The 25791-nt window shown below is 70.2% G+C and carries 23 protein-coding genes and 1 pseudogene; 15 read left to right on the top strand and 9 right to left on the bottom strand.

Annotated features, from left to right (window positions below):
- Positions 1 to 6 precede the first annotated feature (6 nt).
- The 3 genes from ACZ7OO_RS01855 to trhA form a co-directional block, all read right to left on the bottom strand.
- Positions 7 to 648 carry a TetR/AcrR family transcriptional regulator gene (locus tag ACZ7OO_RS01855; protein WP_471500494.1) on the bottom strand — a complete coding sequence of 214 codons (642 nt, stop codon included), beginning with the start codon at positions 646 to 648 and terminating at the stop codon, positions 7 to 9.
- Positions 645 to 2219 carry a DHA2 family efflux MFS transporter permease subunit gene (locus tag ACZ7OO_RS01850; protein ID WP_471500492.1) on the bottom strand — a complete coding sequence of 525 codons (1575 nt, stop codon included), beginning with the start codon at positions 2217 to 2219 and terminating at the stop codon, positions 645 to 647. Before ACZ7OO_RS01850 ends, ACZ7OO_RS01855 begins: the two co-directional genes overlap by 4 nt.
- 142 nt (positions 2220 to 2361) lie before the next feature.
- Positions 2362 to 3078 (bottom strand): PAQR family membrane homeostasis protein TrhA, encoded by a 717-nt coding sequence (gene trhA, locus ACZ7OO_RS01845; RefSeq protein ID WP_471500490.1) that lies wholly within the window; start codon positions 3076 to 3078, stop codon positions 2362 to 2364.
- A 356-nt stretch (positions 3079 to 3434) separates the two neighbouring features.
- Here trhA and ACZ7OO_RS01840 point away from each other — a divergent pair, with 356 nt between their 5' ends.
- Positions 3435 to 5258 (top strand): phosphoenolpyruvate carboxykinase (GTP), encoded by a 1824-nt coding sequence (locus ACZ7OO_RS01840; RefSeq protein WP_471500488.1) that lies wholly within the window; start codon positions 3435 to 3437, stop codon positions 5256 to 5258.
- Between the two features lie 364 nt (positions 5259 to 5622).
- On the opposite strand, the pseudogene ACZ7OO_RS01835 reads toward ACZ7OO_RS01840, so the two are convergent.
- The 3 genes and pseudogenes from ACZ7OO_RS01835 to ACZ7OO_RS01825 form a co-directional block, all read right to left on the bottom strand.
- Positions 5623 to 5934 (bottom strand): annotated as a pseudogene (locus tag ACZ7OO_RS01835) (hypothetical protein); the annotation flags it as partial.
- A gap of 194 nt (positions 5935 to 6128) precedes the next feature.
- A complete protein-coding gene (locus tag ACZ7OO_RS01830; RefSeq protein ID WP_471500486.1) occupies positions 6129 to 6536 on the bottom strand; it encodes an SCO4983 family protein in 408 nt (135 codons plus the stop codon).
- 113 nt (positions 6537 to 6649) lie between these two features.
- Positions 6650 to 7861 carry a pyridoxal phosphate-dependent aminotransferase gene (locus ACZ7OO_RS01825; RefSeq protein ID WP_471500484.1) on the bottom strand — a complete coding sequence of 404 codons (1212 nt, stop codon included), beginning with the start codon at positions 7859 to 7861 and terminating at the stop codon, positions 6650 to 6652.
- 208 nt (positions 7862 to 8069) lie between these two features.
- Between ACZ7OO_RS01825 and ACZ7OO_RS01820 the strand changes: the two genes are divergently transcribed.
- Positions 8070 to 8894, top strand: a complete 825-nt coding sequence (locus ACZ7OO_RS01820) for a trypsin-like serine peptidase (RefSeq protein WP_471500482.1) — start codon at positions 8070 to 8072, stop codon at positions 8892 to 8894.
- A 22-nt stretch (positions 8895 to 8916) separates the two neighbouring features.
- Here the strand turns inward: ACZ7OO_RS01820 and ACZ7OO_RS01815 are convergent, their stop codons facing one another.
- The gene (locus ACZ7OO_RS01815; protein ID WP_471500480.1) at positions 8917 to 10527 is read right to left on the bottom strand and encodes an N-acyl-D-amino-acid deacylase family protein; all 1611 of its coding nucleotides are present in this window, start codon (positions 10525 to 10527) and stop codon (positions 8917 to 8919) included.
- A 10-nt stretch (positions 10528 to 10537) separates the two neighbouring features.
- Positions 10538 to 11818, bottom strand: a complete 1281-nt coding sequence (locus ACZ7OO_RS01810) for an amino acid deaminase (RefSeq protein ID WP_471500478.1) — start codon at positions 11816 to 11818, stop codon at positions 10538 to 10540.
- A gap of 136 nt (positions 11819 to 11954) precedes the next feature.
- Between ACZ7OO_RS01810 and ACZ7OO_RS01805 the strand changes: the two genes are divergently transcribed.
- The 5 genes from ACZ7OO_RS01805 (at position 11955) to ACZ7OO_RS01785 (ending at position 16633) form a co-directional block, all read left to right on the top strand.
- Complete coding sequence (locus ACZ7OO_RS01805) at positions 11955 to 13214, top strand: sugar kinase (protein ID WP_471500476.1); 1260 nt, start codon at positions 11955 to 11957, stop codon at positions 13212 to 13214.
- Positions 13211 to 13972, top strand: a complete 762-nt coding sequence (locus ACZ7OO_RS01800) for an IclR family transcriptional regulator (RefSeq protein ID WP_471500474.1) — start codon at positions 13211 to 13213, stop codon at positions 13970 to 13972. The genes ACZ7OO_RS01805 and ACZ7OO_RS01800 overlap by 4 nt, the downstream gene beginning before the upstream one ends.
- Complete coding sequence (locus tag ACZ7OO_RS01795) at positions 13972 to 14382, top strand: RidA family protein (protein WP_351708518.1); 411 nt, start codon at positions 13972 to 13974, stop codon at positions 14380 to 14382. Before ACZ7OO_RS01800 ends, ACZ7OO_RS01795 begins: the two co-directional genes overlap by 1 nt.
- A 108-nt stretch (positions 14383 to 14490) precedes the next feature.
- Positions 14491 to 15975 carry a GntP family permease gene (locus tag ACZ7OO_RS01790; RefSeq protein ID WP_471500472.1) on the top strand — a complete coding sequence of 495 codons (1485 nt, stop codon included), beginning with the start codon at positions 14491 to 14493 and terminating at the stop codon, positions 15973 to 15975.
- A gap of 64 nt (positions 15976 to 16039) precedes the next feature.
- On the top strand, positions 16040 to 16633 hold the full coding sequence (locus ACZ7OO_RS01785; protein ID WP_471500470.1) for a hypothetical protein: 594 nt from the start codon (positions 16040 to 16042) through the stop codon (positions 16631 to 16633).
- Positions 16634 to 16783: 150 nt separating this feature from the next.
- Here ACZ7OO_RS01785 and ACZ7OO_RS01780 read toward each other — a convergent pair whose 3' ends face one another.
- Entirely contained in the window at positions 16784 to 18505 is a 1722-nt protein-coding gene (locus ACZ7OO_RS01780; RefSeq protein ID WP_471500468.1) for a chitinase, read from the bottom strand.
- Between the two features lie 271 nt (positions 18506 to 18776).
- Here ACZ7OO_RS01780 and ACZ7OO_RS01775 point away from each other — a divergent pair, with 271 nt between their 5' ends.
- From ACZ7OO_RS01775 to ACZ7OO_RS01740, 8 genes are all read left to right on the top strand, one after another.
- Entirely contained in the window at positions 18777 to 19637 is an 861-nt protein-coding gene (locus ACZ7OO_RS01775; RefSeq protein ID WP_471500466.1) for a hypothetical protein, read from the top strand.
- A gap of 64 nt (positions 19638 to 19701) precedes the next feature.
- Complete coding sequence (gene cpaB / locus ACZ7OO_RS01770; protein WP_471500464.1) at positions 19702 to 20406, top strand: Flp pilus assembly protein CpaB; 705 nt, start codon at positions 19702 to 19704, stop codon at positions 20404 to 20406.
- A gap of 12 nt (positions 20407 to 20418) precedes the next feature.
- On the top strand, positions 20419 to 21678 hold the full coding sequence (locus ACZ7OO_RS01765; RefSeq protein WP_471500462.1) for an AAA family ATPase: 1260 nt from the start codon (positions 20419 to 20421) through the stop codon (positions 21676 to 21678).
- Positions 21679 to 21896: 218 nt separating this feature from the next.
- The gene (locus tag ACZ7OO_RS01760; protein ID WP_471500460.1) at positions 21897 to 22226 is read left to right on the top strand and encodes a pilus assembly protein; all 330 of its coding nucleotides are present in this window, start codon (positions 21897 to 21899) and stop codon (positions 22224 to 22226) included.
- On the top strand, positions 22226 to 22564 hold the full coding sequence (locus tag ACZ7OO_RS01755) for a TadE/TadG family type IV pilus assembly protein (protein WP_471500458.1): 339 nt from the start codon (positions 22226 to 22228) through the stop codon (positions 22562 to 22564). The genes ACZ7OO_RS01760 and ACZ7OO_RS01755 overlap by 1 nt, the downstream gene beginning before the upstream one ends.
- An 18-nt stretch (positions 22565 to 22582) precedes the next feature.
- The gene (locus ACZ7OO_RS01750; RefSeq protein WP_471500456.1) at positions 22583 to 23920 is read left to right on the top strand and encodes a CpaF family protein; all 1338 of its coding nucleotides are present in this window, start codon (positions 22583 to 22585) and stop codon (positions 23918 to 23920) included.
- Positions 23921 to 23923: 3 nt separating this feature from the next.
- The gene (locus ACZ7OO_RS01745) at positions 23924 to 24868 is read left to right on the top strand and encodes a type II secretion system F family protein (protein WP_471500454.1); all 945 of its coding nucleotides are present in this window, start codon (positions 23924 to 23926) and stop codon (positions 24866 to 24868) included.
- Between the two features lie 12 nt (positions 24869 to 24880).
- On the top strand, positions 24881 to 25768 hold the full coding sequence (locus tag ACZ7OO_RS01740) for a DUF5936 domain-containing protein (RefSeq protein WP_471500452.1): 888 nt from the start codon (positions 24881 to 24883) through the stop codon (positions 25766 to 25768).
- The last annotated feature ends 23 nt before the right edge of the window (positions 25769 to 25791 follow it).

The raw sequence follows: 25791 nt of genomic DNA, 5'->3' as shown, positions 1-25791 counted from the left end.
TGGACCTCAGGGTTTTTCCGGGGGCAGGCCGTGCTCGATGACGTTCAGGGCGCGGTCGACGAGGGCCTTGAAGTCGGGCTCGTGGTCCTGCTCCGCCCAGTACATCGAGGTCTCCATCAGGCCGCCGATGACGGACATCGCGTAGACCCGCACCTCCAGGCTGTTCGGGTCGCGGCCGGTGCGCTCGCCGATGGCCTGGCACAGCAGGCGGCCGGTCTCCGACATGCTCTCCATCATCCGGGAGCGCACCGCCGGCACCTCGACCATCAGCCGGGTGCGCAGCCGGGAGACCGCGTGGGCGTCCTTCATGCCCAGTGAGACCGCCCGGTGCATCACATGGCGGAGGGACTCCGGCCACGGCTCGTCGGCGGGCCGGGCGCGGAGCTCCTCCAGGATCAGCGGGTCGTACTCGTCCGTGAGGACGATGTCCTCCTTGGTCGGGAAGTACCGGAAGACGGTCGACGGCGACACCTCGGCCCGCTCGGCGATCTGCTCGATCGTCGTGGCCTCGTACCCCTGTTCCTCGACCAGCGCGTACATCGCCTCGCGGATCGACTCGCGGGTCTTGATCTTCTTCCGTTCGCGCAGGCCGAGCCGGGGGTTGTCGGCGGGGGAGAAGGAGGTGTGCGGTGCCGTCATGCTGGTCATTGTCCGGCATCGGCGGTGGCAGGGGCCACGGCCGGGTCCTCGTTCTCTTCCGCTTCCGTGTCGTGGGCGGCCGGTGTGTTGGGCAGGAACGCGGCGGCCAGCAGCGCGGTGAGCAGCGCGGCGACGCCGCACACCAGCAGGACCAGGCCCATGCCGTGGACGTACGCGGCGTTCGCGGAGGCGACCAGAGGGGTCGAGCCCGTCTTCTCGGCGACCAGGTGGGCGGCGACCACCGACTCGCCGGCGGTGTGACCGAGCGGGGCGGGCAGGCCGGTCACGTTCAGGCGGTCACGGAAGGTGCTCGCGAGCAGGCTGCCGAGCAGGGCGATGCCGATGGCGCCACCGACCTGGCGCGTGGTCATCAGCAGCCCGGAACCGCTGCCGGCCCGGTCGGTGGGCAGGGCACCGAGGGCGCCGTCCATCGCCGGGACCACCGAGAAGCCGAAGCCGAGGCCGGCGATGGACAGCCACACAGCGGTGTAGCCGTAGCCGGAGTCCACGGTCGTACGGCTGCCGAGGATCGCGGCGAAGGCGAGGACGACCAGGCCGGTGGCGACCACGGCGCGTGATCCGAAGCGGGCGACGATCGCCTCGGTGCCCCGCGCGGCCACCAGCAGGCCGCCCATCATGGGAAGGAGCCTCAGCCCGGTGCCGAAGGCGTCGTTGCCGAGGACCGCCTGGAGGTAGGGCGGCAGCACGAACAGCAGGCCGGACAGCACGAACATCACCAGGGTCGCCGCGAGGGTGTTGAGCAGGAAGCCGCGGTGGGTGAGGAGGGTCATGTCGAGCATGGGACGCTCGACCTGGCGTTCCCGCAGCACCAGGCCCGCGATGAGGACGACGGAGGCCGCCGGCAGGGCCAGGACCAGCGGGTCGCCCCAGCCGCGGTCGGGGGCCTCGATGATCGCGTAGATCAGGGCGCCGAGGCCGGTCACGGTGAGTGCGGTGGAGAGGATGTCCACCCTGGGGGAGGCGGGGTCGCTGGTCTCGGGGAGCAGGAAGACGCAGGCGGTGACGCCTATGGCGGCCATCGGGACGTTGATCAGGAAGACCGAGCCCCACCAGAAGTGGTTGAGCAGGAAGCCGCCGATGATCGGGCCGAGCGGCAGGCCGAGCGCGGAGGCGGCCGAGACGATGCCGACGGCCCTGGTGCGCTCCTTCGGCCCGAACAGCGAGGGCAGCACGGACATGGCGAGCGGCATCACCAGTGCCGCGCCCACGCCCATAACCGTACGGGCGGCGATCACCCAGTTCACGTCGTCGGCGAGGGAACCGGTCAGGGAGCCGGCCAGGAAGACCAGCAGGCCGGTGACGAGCATCCGGCGGCGGCCGAAGCGGTCGCCGAGGAGTCCGGCCGGGAGCATCAGCGACGCGAAGACGACGACGTACGCGTCCGCCATCCACTGCTGCTGACTGGTCGTGGCGCCGAGCTCGCCGGCCATGGTCGGCAGCGCCACATTGAGGATCGTCGTGTCGAAGCCGAGCACCAGCATGCTCGCGACCAGGGCGCCCAGGGCCCACCAGCGGCGGTGGTTCTGATGGGTCTCTTCAAGCTGAGTGACAGAAGCCATGAAATGAGAGTAGCTGTCAAAATCTTGTATCTGTCAATGGGGGGCTGCTGTCAGCGTATGAAAAACCGGGCATGAAGAACCGGGCATGAAAAAAGTGGCCACGGCTCGGGAGCCGTGGCCACTCGGAGAGCGGCGGGTGGGACTACGCGTGCTGGTAGGCCACCAGGGAGATCCCCACGTAGTGGACGACGAACGCGGCCAGGGTGAGGGAGTGGAAGACCTCGTGGAATCCGAAGTAACGCGGTGACGGGTTGGGGCGCTTGATGCCGTAGATCACGCCGCCCGCGCTGTAGAGGAGGCCGCCGACGACGACCAGGACCAGCACGGCGATGCCGCCGGTGTGCATGAAGTCGGGCAGGAAGAAGACCGCCGCCCAGCCCATCGCTATGTAGCAGGGGGTGTACAGCCAGCGAGGGGCGCCGACCCAGAAGACCCGGAAGACGATGCCCGCGGCCGCCGCTGCCCAGATGCCCCACAGCAGCCACACGCCCTTGGAGTCCGGCAGGAGCAGCAGGGTCAGCGGTGTGTAGGTGCCCGCGATGATCAGGAAGATGTTGGCGTGGTCGAGTCTGCGCAGGATGCCGTCCATGCGCGGACTCCAGTTGCCCCGGTGGTACAGCGCGCTCACGCCGAACAGCAGACACGCCGTCAGGACGTAGATCCCGCAGGCGACCCGGCCGCGCGGTGAGTCGGCGAGAGCGGTGAGGACGAGGCCCGAGATGAGTACGGCCGGAAACATGCCCAGATGCAGCCAGCCGCGCAACTTGGGCTTGACCTGGTGCGACAGGGAGGAGAGCGCGCTGGATCCGCTGCCGGCGGCCGGCGGGTCCGTGGGCGCGTCGGGGACGGACGCAGTCATGGACCGCATCGTACCTACGGAACCGTAAGTTACGGATCAGTCTCGCCCGATGACCGCCCAGGAGTGGCCATCCTCTCACGAAGCCTCCGAAGAGCTTACATCGGTGTGCAAAAAGACCTTGAGGCGAACTCAATGTGGACGCAAAGAAACGCAGGTGGGCGTGGCGACCGTGGCCTTCCTCACGTCGCTCATCTGTGACTCCCTCTGGACAGATGGGTGATCGAGTCGGAGGATCAAATGAGTGCGGTCGGCACCGGATGAGCGGCTACGAGAAGCATCCGGGTCGCAGCCCCCACGGGGCGACAAGGTCCTCAGCGGACCAAAAAGATCAAAAAATCCCTCATTTAGGAGCAATCGTGGCGCGCGACATCGCGGCTCCCACCGTCATCCCCACCAAACATCAGGAACTGATCTCGTGGGTCAACGAGATCGCCGAACTGACGCAGCCGGACAGCGTGGTCTGGTGTGACGGATCCGAGGCCGAGTACGAGCGACTGTGCGAAGAGCTCGTGGCGAGGGGCACCTTCAAGAAGCTCGACCCGATCAAGCGCCCCCACTCCTACTACGCGGCCTCCGACCCGACCGACGTCGCCCGGGTCGAGGACCGCACCTTCATCTGCTCCGAGCAGGAGCAGGACGCCGGCCCGACCAACCACTGGAAGGCCCCCGCCGAGATGCGGGACATCTTCACCGGCGAACAGGGCCTGTTCCGCGGCTCGATGAAGGGCCGGACAATGTACGTCGTCCCGTTCTGCATGGGCCCGCTGGGCTCCCCGCTCTCCGCGCTCGGCGTGGAGATCACGGACTCCGCGTACGTCGCCGCCTCGATGCGCACGATGACGCGCATGGGCCAGGCCGTCCTCGACGAACTCGGTGACGACGGCTTCTTCGTGAAGGCCGTGCACACCCTCGGCGCCCCGCTGGAGCCCGGCCAGGCGGACGTCCCCTGGCCGTGCAACCGGACCAAGTACATCTCGCACTTCCCCGAGTCCCGCGAGATCTGGTCCTACGGCTCCGGCTACGGCGGCAACGCCCTGCTCGGCAAGAAGTGCTACGCCCTGCGCATCGCCTCCGTGATGGCGCGGGACGAGGGCTGGCTCGCCGAGCACATGCTGATCCTCAAGCTCACTCCTCCGCAGGGCGAGTCCAAGTACGTTGCCGCCGCCTTCCCGAGCGCCTGCGGCAAGACCAACCTCGCCATGCTGGAGCCCACCGTCTCCGGGTGGACCGTCGAGACCATCGGCGACGACATCGCCTGGATGCGGTTCGGCGAGGACGGCCGCCTCTACGCGATCAACCCCGAGGCCGGCTTCTTCGGTGTCGCGCCAGGCACCGGTGAGCACACCAACGCCAACGCGATGAAGACTCTGTGGGGCAACGCGGTCTTCACCAACGTTGCGCTCACCGACGACAACGACATCTGGTGGGAGGGCATGACGGAGGAGCTTCCGGCCCACCTCACGGACTGGAAGGGCAACGACTGGACGCCGGAGTCCGAGACCCCGGCAGCCCACCCCAACGCCCGCTTCACCGTGCCCGCCGCGCAGTGCCCGATCATCGCGCCGGAGTGGGAGGACCCGAAGGGCGTGCCGATCTCGGCGATCCTCTTCGGCGGCCGCCGCGCCACCGCCGTACCGCTGGTGACCGAGTCCTTCGACTGGAACCACGGCGTGTTCCTGGGCGCCAACGTGGCCTCCGAGAAGACCGCCGCCGCCGAGGGCAAGGTCGGCGAGCTGCGTCGCGACCCGTTCGCGATGCTGCCGTTCTGCGGCTACAACATGGGCGACTACATGGCCCACTGGATCGACGTGGCCAAGGACAAGGACCAGTCCAAGCTGCCGAAGATCTACTACGTCAACTGGTTCCGCAAGAACGACGAGGGCAAGTTCGTCTGGCCCGGCTTCGGCGAGAACTCCCGGGTACTGAAGTGGATCGTGGAGCGGCTGGACGGCAGGGCGGCGGGCGTGGAGACGCCGATCGGTGTGCTGCCGACCCGTGAGGCCCTCGACACCAAGGGGCTGGACCTGGCCGACGGCGACCTCGACTTCCTGCTGACCGTCGACAAGGAGATCTGGCGCGAGGAGGCCGCGCTGATCCCCGACCACCTCGACACCTTCGGCGAGCACACGCCGAAGGAGCTGTGGGACGAGTACCGGGCGCTGGTGGAGCGGCTGGGCTGAGTCCCCGTGTGAAGACTCCGCGGCCGGTACGGGTGTGCCCTGACCAGCGATCGTCACGACCGGCCGCGGTGTGAACCGGCGAGGCCGCGCACAACGGAGTGCGCGGCTCATGGGCCTGCCGTCGCCTTTTCCCTTCCGCCCCGATGGGAGCGTTGGTGACGGCAGGCCTTCGCCTGTGGGGGTGCGTTGCCGGGTGCGGGTGTGGGGCAGCCGGTCGCGCAGTTCCTCGCGCCCCTAGGGAGTTTGGGCTGCCGGTGTCGTGCAGAGGCCGTTGGTCGCGCCCGCGCGGCGGCAGCCGCATATTGATACAGCCCCGCCCCGCCGCGCTTCTTCAGCTGCCCCTCTGTCCCGGAAGACCGAGTCGCTGCTGGGCGCCCTGGACGCTGACCAGCTTGTGCAGCAGCGGGGCGGTCCTCGCCACGTCGGCGTCGCTCGCCACGACCCGGCCGCCGTTGGCGGCCATCTTCAGGGTGCCCTTGCCCTTGCCGTCGAGCACGGCGAGGCCGTTGGCGGCCAGTACGTCGGCCGCGCTGCGGTGGGCCACCACCACGAGGGGCGAGTAGAAGGGCCGGGGGAGGGGCTGGCGGGCGTGGTGCTTCCCGGCCAACTGGTCGGCGGGCGCCGAGCCGGACGGGAAGGCGAAGTCATAGCCCTTCAGGTCCAGGCCGTCCATGGCAACGGGGGGACGAGGACCGATCGGAGGTACGGCAGGTTCGGCACCACCGAAGAACACCGTTGCGGGGGACCGCCGTTGCGGCGGGAAGAAGATGCCTGCGGTGAGGCGAGAGGCTCTGGAGGGGCGGGGAGTTGTGGCAACCCGGTCCGCGCGGCGTTGGATGGGCGCGCGGACCGGGGCCGTTCGGGGGGCGGTCAGCCGGTCGTCGTGAGTGCCGTTGCCGCCGCGTGGGCGTCCATGCGTTCCGCCGCGAGGATCGCCGCCGCGGTGTCCGCCCGGGATGCCGCGACGACCAGCGCGCGGCCGGCGAGCGCGTGGGCGCGCTCGTGCAGGGTCGCCGGCTCCTGGACCGCGGCCGGCGACGCGCGGACCGGCGTACGTCCGCCCCGCAGCCGGGTCACCTGCTCCGCCAGCCGGGTCGCGGCGGCGTCGAGGTCGGTGGACGGCGTGAGGCCGCGCAGCTCGTCGGTGACGGCGAGCAGGGCCGCGAGATGTCCCGCGAGCTGGATGTCCAGCTCTTCCTCGCGCGTCCGGTGCGGGAAGTCCGAGGGGGCGCCGGCCATCGTGCTGTGGATCGACTTGGTGCGGATCGGTTCGTACATGGGAGATGGCCTCCTGTGCTGTCAGGAAACCATCCTAGCTTAGATCTCGTCTAAAGTTGACCCGGCTCACGGCCCGTGGTCCGGCGGCTACGACGGGCCGCTCCCGCCCCCGGCTACCGCTGCCCGTAGCTGTCCAGGAACCGGCCGATCCGGGTGATCGCGTCCCGCAGGTCGCCCACCGACGGCAGGGTGACCACCCGGAAGTGATCCGGTTCCGGCCAGTTGAAGCCGGTGCCCTGGACGACCATGATCTTCTCCTGCCGCAGCAGGTCCAGGACCATCTGCCGGTCGTCCTTGATCTTGAAGACCTGCGGGTCCAGGCGCGGGAAGAGATAGAGGGCGCCCTTGGGCCGGACGCAGGTCACGCCCGGGATCTGGGTGAGCAGGTCGTACGCCGTGTCCACCTGCTCCTTCAGGCGGCCGCCCGGCAGCACCAGCTCGTTGATCGACTGGCGTCCGCTGAGCGCGGCCACGACCCCGTGCTGACCCGGCATGTTCGCGCACAGCCGCATGTTCGCGAGGATCGTCAGGCCCTCGATGTAGGAGTCGGCGTGTGCGCGGGGGCCGGAGATGGCCATCCAGCCGACCCGGTAGCCGGCCACCCGGTAGGCCTTCGACATGCCGTTGAAGGTGAGGGTGAGCAGGTCCGGGGCGATGGCGGCGGTGGGGGTGTGCGTGGCGTCGTCGTAGAGGATCTTGTCGTAGATCTCGTCCGAGCAGACGAGGAGGTTGTGGCGGCGGGCGATGTCGGTCAGTCCGCGCAGCATCGCCTCGTCGTACACCGCGCCCGTCGGGTTGTTCGGGTTGATGATGACGATGGCCTTGGTGCGGTCGGTGACCTTGCGCTCGATGTCGGCGAGGTCGGGCATCCAGTCCGCCTGCTCGTCGCACCGGTAGTGCACCGCCGTACCGCCGGAGAGCGAGACCGCCGCGGTCCACAGCGGGTAGTCCGGGGCCGGCACGAGGACCTCGTCGCCGTCGTCCAGCAGGCCCTGCATCGCCATCACGATCAGCTCGGAGACGCCGTTGCCGATGAAGACGTGCTCGACGTCGGTCTCGATACCGATGGTCTGGTTGTGCATGACGACCGCGCGCCGGGCGGCCAGCAGGCCCTTCGCGTCGCCGTAGCCGTGCGCCGAGGAGACGTTGCGGAGGATGTCCTCCAGGATCTCCGGCGGGCAGTCGAAGCCGAAGGCGGCCGGGTTCCCGGTGTTGAGCTTGAGGATGCGGTGCCCCGCCGCCTCGAGCCGCATCGCCTCCTCGAGAACCGGGCCCCGGATCTCGTAACAGACGTTGGCGAGCTTGGTCGACTGGATCACCTGCATGTCGGTGAGCTTACGGTGCGGTAACGCACGCCGGGTCGTGCTTTCCGCCACGTGAGACGACGCGTTCCGGTCGGCGGCGCCTCCGTCGTACACAACTCGCACACGGGTTCTTGCCGTGGGCAGGCCTTGCCGTGAGGATGTCCATGACAAAGACGTACGGGCGACCGGAAGATCTCCGGTCGCTCTCGTCTGCAGAGGGGACCCCCACATGAACAAGCCTCTCCTTGCCGCGCTCGCCTCCCTGGCCATCACCGGGATCGGCACGGCACCGGCGGTCGCCGCACCCCAGCAGGCCGCGGTGACCGTCAACTTCGCCGGCACCGTCTCGCTCAGCAACTGCTCCGGCTCCGTCATCCGCTTCCCGAACTCCGCGGACTCCGACCCGGCGCTCGTCCTCACCAACGGCCACTGCCTGGAGACCGGCTTCCCGGCGGCCGGCGAGGTCATCACCGGCCAGTCCTCCAGCCGTACCTTCGGCCTGCTGAACTCCGCCGGCACCAAGGTCGCCACGCTCCGCGCCAACCAGGTCGTCTACTCGACGATGACCGACACGGACGTCACGATCTACCGCACCACCACGACGTACGCGGCGATCAAGAACTCCTACGGCATCAGCCCGCTGACCGTCAGCAGCGCGCACCCCGTCGCCGGCACCGCCATCAAGGTCGTCTCCGGCTACTGGAAGACGATCTACAGCTGCAACGTCGACGGGTTCGTGTACCGGCTGAAGGAGGGCGACTGGACCTGGAAGGACTCGGTCCGTTACACCTCCGCGTGCAACACGATCGGCGGGACCTCGGGCTCGCCGGTGATCGACACCACCACGGGACAGCTCGTCGCCGTCAACAACACCGGCAACGAGGACGGGGAACGGTGCACCGTCAACAACCCGTGCGAGGTGGACGCGAGCGGGAACGTCACGGTTCGGCAGGGCATCAACTACGCGGAGGAGACGTACATCATTCCGGCGTGCTTCACGACGGGGAACGTGCTGAACCTCAGCGCGAGCGGGTGCACCCTGCCCAAGCCGTAGAGCTTGGTGGAGGGACGGTCCGTCACATGGGACTGCGACGGACCGCCCGCCCCGCCAGGACGTCCGTGCGACACCCGTCCTCGATCACGAAACGGCCGTTGATCAGGACGTGGGGGATGCCCGTCGGCAGCTTGCGCGGCTCTGTGAAGGTGGAGCCCGCCGCCACCGTCTCCGGGTCGAACAGGACCACGTCCGCCCGGTAGCCCTCACGGACCAGGCCGCGGTCCGGCAGACGGAGGCGGGCCGCGGGGCGCGCCGTGAGGTGGGAGACGCACTCCTCCAGCGACAGCACGCCCAACTCCCTTACGTAGTGGCCCAGATAGTGCGGGAACGTGCCGTACGCCCGTGGATGCGGCTTGGTGCCCTGGAGGATGCCGTCCGAGCCGCCGGTGTGGACGCGGTGGCGCATGATCGTGCGGACGTTCTCCTCGTGGCCGACGTGCTGGAGGATCGAGGGGGCGAGCCGGTCCGCCAGCAGCAGCCGGCGGGCCGTCGTCCACGGGGTCTCGCCGCGCAGCCGCGCCGACTCCTCGACCGTGCGGCCGACGAAGTCCGCCAGCGCCGGGTCGGCCACGCCGGAGACCTCGATCGTGTCCCACTCGATGGGCACGCCGTGACAGCCGTCGGAGCCGATGGACTCCAGGTGGTGGCGGATGCGCTCGGATGCCTCGTCGTCCGCGAGCCGGGCCAGGACCGCGTCCGGGCCGCCCTCGTTCGCCCAGCTCGGCAGCATGGCGGCGAGGGTCGTGCTGCCGGGGGTGTACGGGTAGGTGTCGAGGGTGATGTCGGCCCCGGCCGCGAGGGCCTTGTCCAGCAGCGACAGCAGTTCGGGCGCCCGGCCCTCGTTCACGCCGAAGTTCATGGTGGCGTGGGCGAGGTGGAGGGAGCAGTTCGCCGCGCGGGACAGGGCCACCATCTCCGCGTACGCCTCCAGGGCGCCCGCCCCGTACGAGCGGTGGTGCGGGCAGTAGTAGCCGCCGTACGACGCCACCACCCGGCACAGCTCGGTCAGTTCGGCGTCCCCGGCGTACATGCCGGGGGTGTAGGTGAGGCCGGAGGACATACCGACCGCGCCCTGTTCCATGCCCTCCGCCACCAGCCGGCGCATCCGGTCCAGCTCGGCCGGGGTCGCCTCGCGGTCCTCCCAGCCGACGGCCAGCGCGCGGACCGTGCCCTGCGGGATCAGGTAGGCCGCGTTGACGGCGATGCCCCGGTCCAGCCGGTCCAGGTACCCGCCCACCGAACGCCAGTCGAAGTCGATGTCGTCGCCGTGGCCGTTCCAGCCGGTGATGGCCCGGCGGACCTCGGCGAGGGTGCGGTCGTCGACGGGGGCGTACGACAGCCCGTCCTGGCCCAGGACTTCCAGGGTGACCCCCTGTGCGGCCTTGGCGCTGTGGTCCGGGTCGCGGAGCAGGGCCAGGTCGCTGTGGGCGTGCATGTCGATGAAGCCGGGGGAGAGGACCAGGCCCTCGGCGTCCAGCTCGCGCGTCGCACGCGGGCGCTGGCAGCCCGCCGCCGCGGCCTCCTTGACGATGGCGACGATCCTGCCGTCGTCGATGACCACGTCCGCACGGTAGGAGGGCGCGCCGCCGCCGTCGACGACGTCCGCGTCCCGGATGACCAGATCCTCCACCGGTTGCTCCCTAGAAGTAGGTGCGGACGTAGTCGACGACCGTGCCGTCCGCCTCGGCGACCGGGATCAGCTGCCACTTGTCGAACGACGTGCACGGGTGGGAGAGGCCCAGTCCCACCCAGTCCCCGACCCGGACGTCCGCCTCGGGGGTGGTGGCGAGCCAGGTGTGCTGGTCGGACAGGCCGGTGACCGACACCCCGGCCGCCGGGCGCTCCGTGCCCTCCCGGCGGATCACCTGGGCGAACGGGAGGTGCAGGTCGTAGGCCGCGTCCCGCTTGCCCGCGTTGGCGAAGGCCTGCTCGGGGGAGGGGCGGGAGACGATCTGCGCCCAGAGACGGAAGGCCGGCTCCAGGGCGCCCTCCTCGGGGACCCGGTTGAAGGGGGTGATCTCCCGGTAGTGGCCGTCGTCGTGCGAGACATAGGCGCCGGACCGCAGCAACCTCAGTACGGGGAGGGAGAGTTCGGGGATCCCGGCGAAGACGTCCGCCACCGCGTCGAACCAGGCGCTGCCGCCCGCGCTGATGACGACCTCGTCCGTGCCGGCGAACCGGCCCGCCTTGTCGAAGTCGGCGGCGAGCGCGACCAGCCGGCGCAGATAGGCGTGCACCCGGTCGGGGTCCGCCTGCGGGACCTCACCCTCGTACCCGGCGACCCCGACCAGCCGCAGGGTCCCCGCCGCCCCGGCCACCGCGTCCGCGACCGCCGCGCACTCCGCCTCGGTGCGGACGCCGGTACGGGCGCCCTCCCCGGCGGCCAGCTCCACGACGACGTCGACGGGACGCGAGGTGCCCTTCAGTGCCGCGTCCATCAGCTCGACCCCGCGCACGGAGTCGACGTAACAGACGAAGCGGAACTCCGCGTCGCGCTCCAGCTCGGCGGCGATCCAGCGCAGCGCCGGTGCGTCCACCAGCTCGTTCGCCAGGAAGATCCGCCGGGTGCCGAAGGCGCGGGCCACCCGTACCTGGTGCGGGACGGCGAGCGTGATGCCCCACGCCCCGCGCTCGACCTGGCGCCGGAAGAGCTGCGGGGCCATGGAGGTCTTGCCGTGCGGGGCGAAGGCGAGACCGTGCCGTTCGGTGTACGTCTCCATGAGCGCGAGATTGTGTTCCAGACACTCGGCGGACAGGGCCAGTACGGGGGTGGCGAAGCCGTCGGAGAAGAGGTTGCGGCGCTGGGCGGCCAGCTCGCCGACGGTGAGGCCCTCCGCGTCGGGCGGGAGGCCCTTGAAACGGTGGTCGACGCGCTCCTGGGCGAGGCGGGCGAGCGCTTCGGTGCCGGTGTCGAAGGACACGGGGCCTCCCTGATCAGGTCAGTTGCATTGCGTGCAACGTCCATTGCGTATATCGCTTACCGCTGTCTAACATCCACGCCAACGCCGGGTCAATGGAGCCCGCGGCGACCCGAGACGACGAGGAGCCACCACCATCGTGAAGGCCACGGACGCCGTTGACGCCGTTGACGTCGTGAAGGTCGTGGACGTCGTCGCGCTCGGCGAGTCCATGGTGACGTTCCTGCCCACGCGGCCGGGGCGCCTCGCGGACGTACCGTCCTTCGACCGCGCGATCGGCGGCGCCGAGTCCAACGTCGCGTGTGCACTGGCGGCGGCGGGACATTCGGTGCGCTGGGTGAGCCGGGTCGGCGCGGACGGGTTCGGTGACCACCTGGTGGAGACGGTGGCTTCGTACGGCGTCGACGTCGGGCGTGTGGACCGTGATCCCGTGCGTCCGACGGGCGTGTACTTCCGTACGGCGGGGGACCGGGCGACGGACGCCCACGAGGTCGCGTACTACCGGGCGGGCTCGGCGGCGTCGGCGATGTCGGTGCAGACGGTGGACCTGGCCGCGGTGCGGGCGGGGCGGATCCTGCATCTGTCGGGGATCACGGCCGCGCTGTCGCGGGGCTGCCTGGACCTGATGAGAGAGCTGACAGCTCTCGCCGATGGCCGGCCGGTGGTGTCCTTCGACGTCAACCACCGGCGCGGGTTGTGGGGTTCGGGCGACGGGCCGGATGTCCTGCTGGAGCTGGCGCGCCGGGCCGACATCGTGTTTGTGGGGGAGGACGAGGCGGAGGAGGCGTGGGGGGTGACGGGCGGGCCGGCGGCGGTTCGGGCGATGTTGCCGGAGCCGGGGGTGTTGGTGGTGAAGCAAGGTGCGGTGGGGGCCGTGGCATTCGTGTCGCCTGCGGGCAGTCGTGGGCTGGTCGCGCAGTTCCCCGCGCCCCTGACGGGGCGCTGTGGCTGCGGGCGTCCTGTCGGCTCACCCCGCTGCGGGCAGTCGTGCCGCTGGGGCGATGGGGGTCCCCCCACTCTAGCGAAGCCGAGAGTGGGGGAGGGTGGGCGCGGCGGCACCCTGCCGGCGCCGGAAAGCGATCCCACCCCTTCCCCCACCCCACCCGCCTTCGAGCCCGCCCCCACCGTGGACGTCGTAGTCCCCGTCGGTGCCGGTGACGCCTTCGCCGCAGGGTTCCTCTCCGGCACCCTGCGCGGACTGCCCCTCCGCGATCGCCTCCGCCTCGGCCACCTCTTCGCCGCCGCCGCCCTCACCACCCCCGCCGACCTCGCCCCGCCTCCCGCCCGCGACACCGCCGACCGTCTGACCGCCCTCGACGCCACCGCGTGGGAGAGACTTCGACTCGGCCCCGGCTGGACGCAAGCCGACGCGGCCGAAGAGGAGGTACCCACCCCATGAGCCAGACCGTCGACCGAGCGCTCAGCATCCTGCCGTTGCTCGCCGAGGGCCCCGCCGACCTCGGCCAGGTCGCCGAGCGCCTCGGCGTGCACAAGTCGACCGCCCTGCGACTGCTGCGCACCCTCCACGAACACGGGCTCGTCTACCGCCAGTCCGACCAGCGCTACCGGCTCGGCGCCCGGCTCTTCGCCCTGGCCCAGGAGGCGATGGAGAACCTCGACATCCGCGAGATCGCCCACCCCCACCTGGCCCGGCTCAACGAGGCCTGCGGGCACACCGTGCACCTCGCCGTGTTCGAGGAGGGCGAGGTCCTCTACATCGACAAGGTCGAGAGCCGCTACCCGGTGCGCATGTACTCGCGCATCGGCAAACCGGTCGCCATCACCGTCGCCGCCGTCGCCAAACTGCTCCTCGCCGACCTGCCCGAGCCCGAGCGGCGCGCCCTCGCCGACAAGCTCGACTACCCCATGTACACGGCCCGTTCGACACCGAACGCGGAGGCCTTCCGCAGGGAACTGGCCAAGGTGCGCGAACAGGGCTGGGCCACCGACCTCGGCGGCCACGAGGAGTCCATCAACTGCGTCGCGGCCCCCATCCGCGGCGCCGACGGCCGGGTCGTCGCCGCGATGTCGGTCTCCGCGCCCAACGTCGTCGTCACCGCCGACGAACTCCTCACCCTGCTCCCGCAGGTGCGCCGTACGGCGGACGCGATCAGCGGCGAGTACTCCGGCAGAACACCGATCAAGGAATCCAGCTGATGACCGAGAAGACCGCCCTCACCCCCACGACCCACACCACCCCGCCCGCCAAGTTCTCCCACGGCGTGCGCAAGGGCAACATCCTCCAGGTCGCCGGCCAGGTCGGCTTCCTACCCGCCGAAGAGGGCAAGCCCCCGACGCCGGCCGGCCCCACGCTGCGCGAGCAGACCCTCCAGACCCTCGCCAACGTCAAGGCGATCCTGGAGGAGGGCGGCGCCTCCTGGGACGACGTGATGATGATCCGCGTCTATCTGACGGACGTGGACCACTTCGCCGAGATGAACGGCATCTACAACACCTACTTCGAGGAGCAGGGCCTCACCGCCCCGCCCGCCGCCCGTACGACGGTCTACGTCGGTCTGCCCGCCGGCCTCCTCATCGAGATCGACGCGCTCGCCGTACTCGGCTGACGGCTCATCGACTCCCGCACGTCCTGCACGGCTCGGCGCCCGCATCGGGTGCCGAGCCGCGATCCCCCCTGCCCGAAAGCACGATGTACCTACGAAGAGGACCCCCGTATGTCCATACCGCTCGCCGCATCAGCCACCACCGCCCCGGCCACCCCACCCCACACCGGAGGACTGCTCCTCCTCCTCGACGGCACCGCGGGTCTTCTCACCGTCGCCGCCATCGGCATAGCCCTGCTCCTCTTCCTCATCATCAAGGCGAGACTCCAGCCCTTCGTCGCCCTGCTCGCCGTCTCCATAGCCGTCGGCCTGCTGGCCGGTCTCTCCGTCACCGAGCTCTTCGGCACCGTCCAGCGCTCGGACGCCGTCTCCACCATCGAGTCCGGCATGGGCGGCATCCTCGGCCATGTCGCGATCATCATCGGCCTCGGCACCATGCTCGGCGCGATCCTCGAAGTCAGCGGCGGGGCGGAGGTGCTGGCCTCCCGGCTGCTCAACCTCTTCGGGGAGAAGCGGGCCCCGCTCGCCATGGGCCTCACCGGCCTGATCTTCGGCATCCCGGTCTTCTTCGACGTCGGCATCTTCGTGCTGGCCCCGCTCGTCTACGCGGCCGCCAAACGCGGCGGCAAGTCGATCCTGCTCTACTGCCTTCCGCTGCTCGCCGGTCTCTCCATGACCCACGCCTTCCTCCCGCCGCACCCGGGCCCGGTGGCCGCCGCCGCCCTGCTCCACGTCCAGCTCGGCTGGGTCATCCTGATGGGCATCGTCTGCGGCATCCCGGCGGTGCTGGCCGCCTGGGTGTACTCGGCCTGGATAGGCAAGCGGATCTTCGTCGCCGTACCGCAGGACATGGTCGAGGCGGCCGACGAGGCCAAGCAGGCCGTGCTGGCCGAGCAGCGGGCGGACGGCGTCGAGCCGCAGGAGAAGCCCGTCGCGCTCGGCACGGTCCTCGCCATCATCGGTACGCCGCTGGTCCTGATCCTCGCCGCGACCTTCTCCTCCATCGCCCTGGACCCCTCCACCGGCCGCTCGGTGATCGAGTTCTTCGGCACGCCGATGGTCGCCCTCACCATCGCCCTGGTGCTCGCCTACTACCTGCTGGGCATCCGGCGCGGCTGGTCCCGCAAGTCCCTGGAGACGGTGTCGACCGCGTCCCTCAAGCCGGTCGGCAACATCCTGCTGGTGGTCGGCGCCGGCGGGATCTTCGGTGCCGTGCTGAAGGCGAGCGGGGTCGCCCAGGCCCTGTCCGACACCTTCAACGGCGTGGGCCTCCCGGTGATCGTCCTCTCCTATCTGATCTCCGTCGTCCTGCGGGTCGCCCAGGGCTCGGCGACCGTGGCGATCGTGACGACGGCCGGCATCGTCGCCCCGCTGCTGAGCGAGGGTCATCACTCCCAGGCCTTCGTCGCCCTCGTCATCATGGCCGTCTCGGCGGGCTCTATCTTCGCCTCGCACGTCAACGACGGCGGCTTCTGGATGGTGGCCAAGTACTTCGGCATCAGCGAGCGGGACACCCTGAAGACCTGGACCGTCCTGGAGACGGTGCTCTCGGTGGCCGGCTTCGCGGTGGCGGCCGTGCTCAGCGTCTTCGTGTAGGCGTCTGATAACGAAGTCGGGGCTGGCTGTGTCCGGCACAGGTTCTTGGACCATACTGCCCGCTGTGGAGCAGCGCATAGGAGCCAACAGCCAGCCCCTGGAAGGCGCCGGATTCGACCCGGCCTTCATCCCCGGGCTCACCGCACCCGCGTCCGCCGAGGCGAAGGACGCGGGGCCGGAGGACACCCGGCCCGAGGAGGCCGAGGATGCCGAGGCGGCGGAACCGGTGGCCCTGACCAAGGCCGCGACCGACGCGGAAACCACGGTCGACGAGGACGCCGAGGACGCCGAAGACACCGAGGAGGCCGCCGAGGGCCCCGTCTTCGAGGCCTCCGACCGGCGTGCCCGGATAGTGGCAGACCACCGGGGCGTGCGCCTCAGCCTCGACGAGGAGAAGTGCGAGTTCCGCTGGGACGAGATCGGCGCGATCGAGACCGAGGCACCGCGCTTCGGGAAGCGCTTCACGATCACCGTCCACACCCCGGACCGCCGTTGGTACCCCATCGAGATCGAGGCGACGTCCCGCTCCCGCTTCAAGGAGTGGGACGAGCAGCTGGACGTGGTCCTGGACGCGTACTTCGAGGACGGCGACGAGGAAGCCGAGAACGAGGTCGAGAAAGAAGCCGAGAAAGAAGCCGAGACCGACGCCGGCGACTGAGGGGCGCGGTGAACCGCGCACCGAACAGACCGTGTGGTGCGAGCTCGGTGCCTGTGGGTGCGAGTAGCTCCGCCGGGTGGGGTTTGTCGCGCCCACGCGGCGGAGCCACACATCGATGCAGTCCCGCGCCCCTCGGAGCGTTAGTGATCGCTACGGCAGGCCGTGCACATGCGCCCCCACCGAGTTGGACCACGCGTTGCCCGATGCCGCGTCCCAGTTGGTCGACCAGGTCATCGCACCCCGCAGGCCGGGGTACGTCGTCGACGGCTTGAAGGAGCCGCAGTTGGTGGCCTTGGTCAAGCAGTCCAGGGCGTTGTTGACCACCGTCGGGGAGACGTAACCGCTGCCCGCCGCGCTGGTCGACGCCGGCAGGCCGAGGCCCACCTGGGACGGGGACAGCCCGCCCTGCAGCTGGATGCAGGCCAGCGCGGTGAGGAAGTCCACCGAGCCCTGGCTGTACACCTTGCCGTCGCAGCCCAGCATCGAACCGCTGTTGTAGTACTGCATGTTGACGACCGTGAGGATGTCCTTGATGTTCAGGGCCGTCTGGAAGTACCCGTTGGACGTGGACTGCATGTCGATCGTCTGCGGTGCCATGGTGATGATCAGCGACGAGCCCGCCTTCGCCGACAGCGAGCGCAGTGCCTGGCTCATGTAGGTGGCGTTGATGCCGTTCTCCAGGTCGATGTCGACGCCGTCGAAGCCGTACGTCTGCATCAGCGAATAGACGGAGTTGGCGAAGTTCGTCGCGGAGGCCGAGTCGCTCACCGAGATCGTGCCGTTCTGGCCGCCGATGGAGATGATGACCTTCTTGCCGGCCGCCTGCTTGGCCTTGATGTCGGCCTTGAACTGGTCGACCGTGTACCCGCCGAGGCCGGCGGAGTCGAGGGTGAAGCTGACCGCGCCCGGTGTGGTGGTCGCGTCCGCGAAGGCGACGGCGATGATGTCGTACGAGGACGGCACGTCGGAGATCTTCTGGACGGTCGCGCCGTTGTTGAAGTTCTGCCAGTAGCCCGTCACCGCGTGCTTGGGGAGCGAGCCGCCGCCGCTGCCGCCGGAGGCGGTCGTGGTCGCCGTCACCGCCGTCGACCTGGCGGACTCGCCCGCCGAGTTGGTCGCGGTGACCTGGAAGGAGTACGACGTCGAGGCGGCGAGCCCGGTGATCGTGGCCGAGGCGCCGGTGACCGCCGTGACCTTGGCGCCGTTCTGGTAGACGTTGTAGCCGGTCGCGCCCGACACCGCGCTCCAGGACAGGGACGCCGAGGACGACGTCGTACCGGAGACCGCGAGGCCGGTGGGGGTGGCGGGGACCGTCGGTGTCGGGTCGGAGCCGCCGCCGTCGGGGCCGTAGACCGAGACGTCGTCGGCGTAGTAGGCGGGCTGGCCGTACCAGCCGTGGGTCCAGACCGTGACCGAGGTGGTCGAGGAACCGGTGGTGAAGGTCGTCGACAGCTGCGTCCAGGACGTGTTCGGGGTCCAGGTCGACACGTCCGTGGTGCCGGTGCCGGTCACACCGAGGTAGGTGTAGGCGCCCTGCACCCACGCGCTCAGCGTGTAGGTCGAGTTGGCCTTGACCGCCACCGTCTGGCTGCACTGGGCGTAGTCCTGCCCGGCCGGGGTCGCCTTCAGGGCGGCGGCGCCGGAGTGGACGGGGGAGGAGACGGTCGTACCGCTGCCCGCGGAGCAGGTCCAGTTGGCGAGGGCCGACTCGAAGCCGGCGTTCTTCACGTTGTTGACGTCGGCGGCGGAGGCCGGGGAGGAGGCCAGGCCCGCCATCGCGAGTGCCGTGGCGAGAGCGGCCACGGCCGACCAGGTTCGGATACGACGCTGTCCGGCATGCCGGGACACGAGTCGGGGGATGAGTCTGGGCATGACAATCAAGGTGGTCCAGACCAATTCCCGTGTCAATAGGTCCAGACCAAATTCAAAGCCGCCGCTGACCGGATCAGACCCCGGTCATATGCTCAACCTGTCCCGGTTTGAAGCTACTTGTGTGGTCACGGATCCCAGACAGCTGGACAAACGCTGTTCTCCGGTCACAGAGGCGTGGTTACAGTGCTGAGGTAGTCACGCAATGAAGTCGTCCCGGCTCATTGGAGTAACACCGGTGAGCCGCCGGGGTGTGAAGAGCGGGGAGCTGCGCGTGCCAACTGCCATTGCCGTGACCAGCGCCGACATGGCGCTGCCGGTGCAGGACGAGCGGACCATGCCCGCCGTCGTGCTCCGGGACCTGGACCAGCGGCCCCTCGACCAGACCCTCGCCGAGTTCGTGGCGCTCATCGAACAGCACGGGCATGTCATCGTCGTCTGCTCCGCGGCCGTACCCGAAGCCGTGATCCGGCGCCTGCACACGCTCCGCTCCCTGCTGGAGAGCGACCGGATCGCCCTGTTCCGCCCCGATCTCCCGCCCCTCGGCATCGCCGTCCTGGCCCGGCAGTTGCGGCAGCTGGCCTCCTGCGACCTCAGCCCCGGCGTCCTCGCGTCGGCCGGCCGGCTGCTCACCCACTACATCCACTCCGGCGCGGTCCTCGGCTCGGTCGCCAAGCTGGACCGGGTCCCGGTCACCCTCAAGACGCACGCCAAGTCCTGGGTGCCCGGCACCCAGTTCGGGGTCGTCGCGCATCCCCAGCCCCAACTGGTCCGGGTCGGCCCGGAAGCGACCCTGACGGGACCCGAGTTCAGCACCTGGATGCTGGTCGCCAGGGGACAGCTGCAGTCCGAGTGGATCGGCGGCCTCGCCAAGTCCTGGGGCGCGTACGGGCTGCGCGAGACCCCGCTGCCGGCCGAGTCCTCCGTGTGGTGGGGGACCGGCCGCATGATCGAGTTCACCAGCTATCTCGCCGACCTGTCGGTCCTCTACCAGCTGGTCACCTCGGTACGGCAGACCAGCTGTCACTGGTGCGGTATCGACGTCATCGGCGACCGCTGTGTCTTCTGCTCCGCCACCCCGCCCGACTACGACCCCCCGGCACGCCGCGCGCTGGAACAGCGGACGCCCGCCTGACCCGTACCACTCACCGCTCGGTTCCCCCACTTCCCCCGATGAGCCCGATGAGGTCGCACGGTCCATGAACTCCCGTCAGCGCCGCGGCGTGATACTCCTGATCCTGTCGGTGATCTGCGCCCTCGGCGCGTTCGCCGGCGTGCTCTCCGTCATCGACAACGCGAAGGCCGAGGTCGGCCCCAAGGTCACCGCGTACAAGGTCCGGTCGGACGTCAAGCCGTACACGACGCTGGGCGCCGGCCAGTTCCAGAAGGTCGAGATGCCCAAGCGGTGGCTGTCCGCCAACGCCGTCACCAGCCTCAGCGCGATCGAGGGCAAGATCGCGGTCACCACGCTGAAGAAGGGCTCGCTGCTCCAGACCGACATGATCGTCGACCAGCCCGCACTGAAGGCGGGCGAGCAGGAGGTCGCGATCATGATCGACGCGGCCACCGGTGTGGCCGGCAAGATCACCCCGGGCTCGCTGGTCAACGTCTACGCCACTTTCCAGGGCAAGCAGCAGAGCGCCCCTGACCAGTCGAAGATCATCGTGACCAACGCCCGGGTTCTGGACGTCGGCGCCCAGCTCAGCTACGTGGCCCCGGACAACAGGAACCAGCAGCCCAGCGACGCCGTCCCCATCACCTTCGCCCTGTCCACCCTCGACGCCCAGCGCCTCACCTACGCGGAGTCCTTCGCCCAGCGGGTCCGGCTCGCCCTGGTCGCGCCCGGCACCACGACCACCGTGCCGGACAAGGACCGTACGTACGAACTCGCGACGGACAAGTGAGAGGCGCCTCGCATGCCCATCAGGATCCTCCCCGCCGTCGGTGACGCGGACGCCGTCCGCTCTCTGGTCTCCCTGCTCAGCCAACTCCCGGACAGCGAGCCGCTGCCGCCCGTCGTCGACTCCACCCAACTCGTCGACATCCTGGCCCGGTTCGCCGCCGAGTCCGTCGACGAACTTCCCGAGGTCGTCGTCGTCCACGAACGCATCGGCCCGGTCCCGGCCCTGGAGCTGATCCGCGAGGTCGCCCTGCGCTTCCCCGCGGTCGGCGTCGTCCTCGTCACCACCGACACCAGTCCCGGCCTGTTCGCCGCCGCGATGGACTCCGGCGCCCGCGGCCTGGTCGGGCTGCCCATGAGCTACGAGGAACTGGCCGGCCGCGTCCAGGCGGTCGCCCAGTGGTCCACCGGCGTACGACGCCACCTCGGCCACGGCGCGGACGCCTTCGCCGGCGTCGGCGGAACCGTGGTCACCGTCAGCGGCGCCAAGGGCGGGACCGGCGCGACCCTGGTGGCGATCCAGATCGCCCTCGCCGCGCAGGCCTCCGGCCACTCCACCGCCCTGGTCGACCTCGACCTCCAGACCGGGGACGTCGCCTCCTACCTGGACGTCCAGTTCCGCCGCTCGGTCGCCGACCTGGCCGCGGTCAACGACATCTCCCCCCGCGTCATGGCCGAGGCCGTCTTCCGCCACGACTCCGGGCTCGCCCTGCTCCTCGCCCCCGCCGAGGGCGAACGGGGCGAGGAGGTCACCGACCGGGCCGCCCGCCAGATCCTCAGCTCCCTGCGCTCCCGCTACGAGATCGTGGTCGTCGACTGCGGCGCCCAGCTCGGCGGGGCGGGCGCGGCGGCGGTCGAGACGGCGGACCTGGCACTCCTGGTGACCACCCCCGACGTGGTCGCCGTACGCGCCGCCAAGCGCACGGTGCGCATGTGGGACCGGCTGCAGATCCGCAAGGCCGAGGAGACGACGGTGGTCGTCAACCGGCATACGAGAGCCACGGAGATCCAGCCGGCGCTGATCCAGCGGATCACCGGAACCGCACTGGCGGGGACGCCGATTCCCGCCAACTTCAAGGAACTCCAGGGCGCGGTGGACGCGGGGCGTGTGCACGAGCTGGACAGCCGCAGCACGGTGAAGCAGGCGATGTGGGCGCTTGCGGGGGAGCTGGGGCTGGTGCGGACATCGGAGGGAACGGTGCCGCGCCGGGCGGGCCGAGCGCGGGGCGGGGAGCGGGCGGCGGTTGGGTTCCGGCGGCGGAAGGAGCTGCCGTGAGAGGCCGTGGGCCGGGTGCCGGCAGGTGGGGGCCGAGCGCGCAGTTCCCCGAGCCCCTACGGGGCGCTTCCTTGGGGGACCTTGTAAAGACGTGCCCTGCTGAAGCGCGCCCAAGGGGCGCGGGGCCGCATCGGATATGCGGCTACCGCCGCGGGGCCGCGGTCAGCCCGCACCGGCCCGCACCCGACCGCGGTCAGGTCACGATCGAACTCCTGGGCATGACCCCGATCATCATCCTCACCCTGGTGCTCATGTGGCAGGCCGTCCTCGTCGGATACGCCTTCACCCTTGCCGGGAACGCCGCAGACGAAGGCGTACGCGCGGGCACGGCCGTCCCGCGGGGGGAACGCTTCGGCGTCTGCCAGACCGCCGCGCTTGAGGACCTCTCCAGCGCATGGCGGCAGGGAGCCACCGTGGACCGGTGCGGCGGCACAGGCACGGTCATCGCGGACGTCTCCCTGCGCGTCCCGGTGCTCTTCCCGGGCACCGTCGACTTCCCCGTCACCGTGCACGGCCACGCCGGCACGGTGGAGGAGGTGAAGCGCTGATGCGCCACAAGCCGCACGACCGCGGCCAGGTCGCCGTCGAGTACCTCGGGTTCATCCCGGTCCTGCTCGTCGTCGGGCTGGCCGGCATCCAGCTGGGCGCCGTCGCCTACGCCGCCGAGCAGGCCGGGACGGCGGCCCGGGCCGGGGCCCGCGCCGCCTCGCTGCGCGAGGACGTCGGCGCGGCCTGTACCAGCGCGGTCAGCGGCGGGATCGACGTGAGCTGCGCGTCCTTTGGGGGCGGCGACTCGGTCACCGTCACCGCCACGGTCCACATCCCGAAGATCGTCTGGGATCTGGGCAACGCCACCAAGTCCGCCACGATGCCCGTCGACCACTGAACGAGGAGCACGGCAAACATGAGCCTGCGGGCACGCATCAACTCCCCCGAGGAGCACGGCAGCCGGGGGGAGGACGGCCATCTGGTCTCCTCCTACCGGGCCAAGCTCCTGGAGGAGATCGACCTCGCGGAGATGAGCGCGCTGGCCGCCGCCGAGCGCCGGGCGCGCCTCGAACGCGTCCTCGGCCACATCATCAGCCGCGAGGGCCCGGTCCTGTCGACCGTCGAGCGCTCCCAGCTGATCCGCAGGGTGGTCGACGAGGCCCTGGGCCTGGGCATCCTGGAGCCGCTGCTCGAAGACGCGTCGATCACGGAGATCATGGTGAACGGCCCCGACGCGATCTTCGTGGAACGCGGCGGCCGCGTCGAGCAGTTGCCGTTGCGCTTCGTCTCGGCGGACCAGCTGATGCAGACCATCGAGCGGATCGTCTCCACGGTCAACCGCCGCGTGGACGAGTCCAACCCGATGGTCGACGCCCGCCTCCCCTCCGGCGAACGCGTCAACGTCATCATCCCGCCGCTCTCCCTGACCGGCCCCACCCTCACCATCCGCCGCTTCCCGCGCTCCTTCACCCTTCAGGAGCTGATCGGCTTCGGCTCGCTCGACGAGCACATGGTGTTCCTGCTGGCGGGCCTGGTGCAGGCGAAGTTCAACATCATCGTCTCCGGCGCCACCGGCACCGGGAAGACGACCCTGCTGAACGCCCTCTCCGGTCTGATCCCGGCGCACGAACGCATCATCACCATCGAGGACTCCGCCGAACTCCAGCTCCAGCAGTCGCACGTGGTCCGGCTGGAGTCCCGCCCGGCGAACGTCGAGGGCAAGGGCCAGGTCACCATCCGCGACCTGGTACGCAACTCGCTGCGGATGCGCCCCGACCGGATCGTGGTCGGTGAGGTCCGCGGCGGCGAGTCCCTGGACATGCTCCAGGCCATGTCCACGGGTCACGACGGATCGCTCGCGACCGTCCACGCCAACAGCGCGGAGGACGCCCTGACCCGGCTGCAGACCCTGGCCTCCATGTCGGACGTCGAAGTGCCCTTCGTCGCCCTGCACGACCAGATCAACAGCGCGGTCGAGGTCATCGTCCAGTTGACCCGGTTCGCCGACGGCGTCCGCCGGATCACCGAGATTGCGATCCTGGACAGCCACGGCAGCGAGCCGTACCGGCTGGCGACGGTGGCCCGCTTCGACGCCCAGCCCATGACCCACGACGGCCATGTCCAGGGCGTCTTCCAGTACTTCCCGCTCCCGCGCCGTACCGCCGACCGCCTCTACATGGCGGGCCAGCCGATCCCGCAGGCCTTCGGCGTGGCCCAGCACTTCGACCAGCTCACCACGCGAGAAGCGAGGTAGGCCATGACCCTCCACGACCTCGTCACCCTCACCACCGGCGTCACCCTGCTGGCCTGTCTGCTGGCCGTGGTGGGCCTGCACACCTACGCCTCCGGCCGGGCCCAGCGCGCCGCCCTGGTGGACCGCCTCTCCTCCACCGGCCAGGCCCCGCTCACCGGCCGCCGGCGCCGTTTCCGCAACCTGGACCGCCGCCTGCGCGGCACGGTGATCGGCCGCCGCCTCGAACTCCGCCTGACGGCAACGGGCCTGGACGTGACGCCCGGCGAGTTCTTCGCCTACATGCTCGCCGCCGTCGTGGCCCTCTGGCTCATCGGCCAGGCCGCGCTGGCCCCCTTCTTCGGGCCGATCGCCGGCCTCCTCGGGGTCTTCGCCGCCGTCCAGTTCCTCAACTGGCAGCGCCAGAAACGCATCGAGCGGTTCATCGCCCAACTGCCCGAACTGGCCCGCATCCTGGCCAACGCCACCCACGCCGGCCTCGCCCTGCGCACCGCGATCGGCATGGCGGCGGAGGAGCTGGAGGCCCCGGCCGGTGAGGAACTGGGCAAGGTGGCCGACCAGTTGGCGATCGGCCACGCCATGGAGGACGCGCTGGGCGAACTGGCCGCCCGGCTCCCGTCCCGCGAACTGGTCGTCCTGGTCACGACCTTGGTTCTGTCCAACAGGGCGGGTGGTCAAGTGGTGAGTGCGCTGCGCAACCTGACCGAGACCCTGGAGGAGCGCAAGGAGACCCGCCGCGAGATCCGCACCCAGCTCTCCCAGGTGACGATGACGTCGTACGCCGTCCCGGTGCTCGGCATCGGCGCCCTGTTCCTGATGAACGGGGTCAAGGGCGACACGCTGGACCGCATGACGGGCACCACCCTCGGCCAGGCGGCCGTACTCATCGCCTTCGGCCTCTACGTCGTCGGCTTCGTCCTCATCCGCCGCCTCAGCCGGATCGACGTGTAGGGGGCCGTGAACATGGCACTACTCCTGGCCCTCCTGATGGCCCTCGGCGTCTGGGGCGTCTTCGCGGGCATCCGCATGTACCGCGCGGACGCGAAGCTCCCCTCCGACCTGGCGATCGCCCTGGAGGTGGGCGCCACCCGCACCGGCGCCGCCCACTCCCTCATCGACCGCATGGGCATGCGCTACGCCCCCGCCGTCCTCCGCCTGATGGGCCCGCGCCAGGTGGCCCGGTACCGCCGGAAGATCGACCTGGCGGGCAACCCCGGCGGCCTGACGATCGACCGTTACGCGGCCCGGCGGGCGGTCTACGGCGCGCTGGGCGGCGTCGGCTTCCTGGTCTTCCTCCTCCGCGGCCAGTGGCTGGTGGCCGTTCTCCTGCTCCTCTTCGGCGCGTTCTGGACGGAGGTCGGCATCTGGTCGGCGATCCGCATCCGCAAGGACGTCATCGAACGCACCCTGCCGGACTTCCTGGACGTCCTCGCCGTGGTGGTGAGCGCCGGCCTCGGCTTCCGCCAGGCCCTCGACCGGGTGGCCTCCCACTACGAGGGCCCCTGGGCGGACGAACTCCGCATCACCCTGCGCCAGCTCGACCTGGGCATGAGCCGCCGCCAGGCCTTCGCGGAACTCAGGCGCCGCAACGACTCGGAACAGGTGGCCATGTTCGTCACGGCCCTCCAGCAGGGCGAGGAACTGGGAGCGCCGATCGTCGACACCCTGGTCGCCCTGGCCAAGGACATGCGCCGCACGGACGCCCAGAACGCCCGCCGCAAGGCCGCCCGGGCCGTGCCGAGGGCAACGCTGATGATCACCACGTTCATGGTCCCGGCGACGATGCTCCTGCTGGCGGCGGGCCTGCTGCTCGGCTCGGGAGTCGACTTCGGGTCGGTCACGGGCAAGTAGCCGGAGAAGGGTGGGTGACGGCG

Source organism: Streptomyces sp. NPDC111744 (genome assembly GCF_055634995.1).
This window is presented reverse-complemented; position numbering and strand designations above follow the sequence as displayed.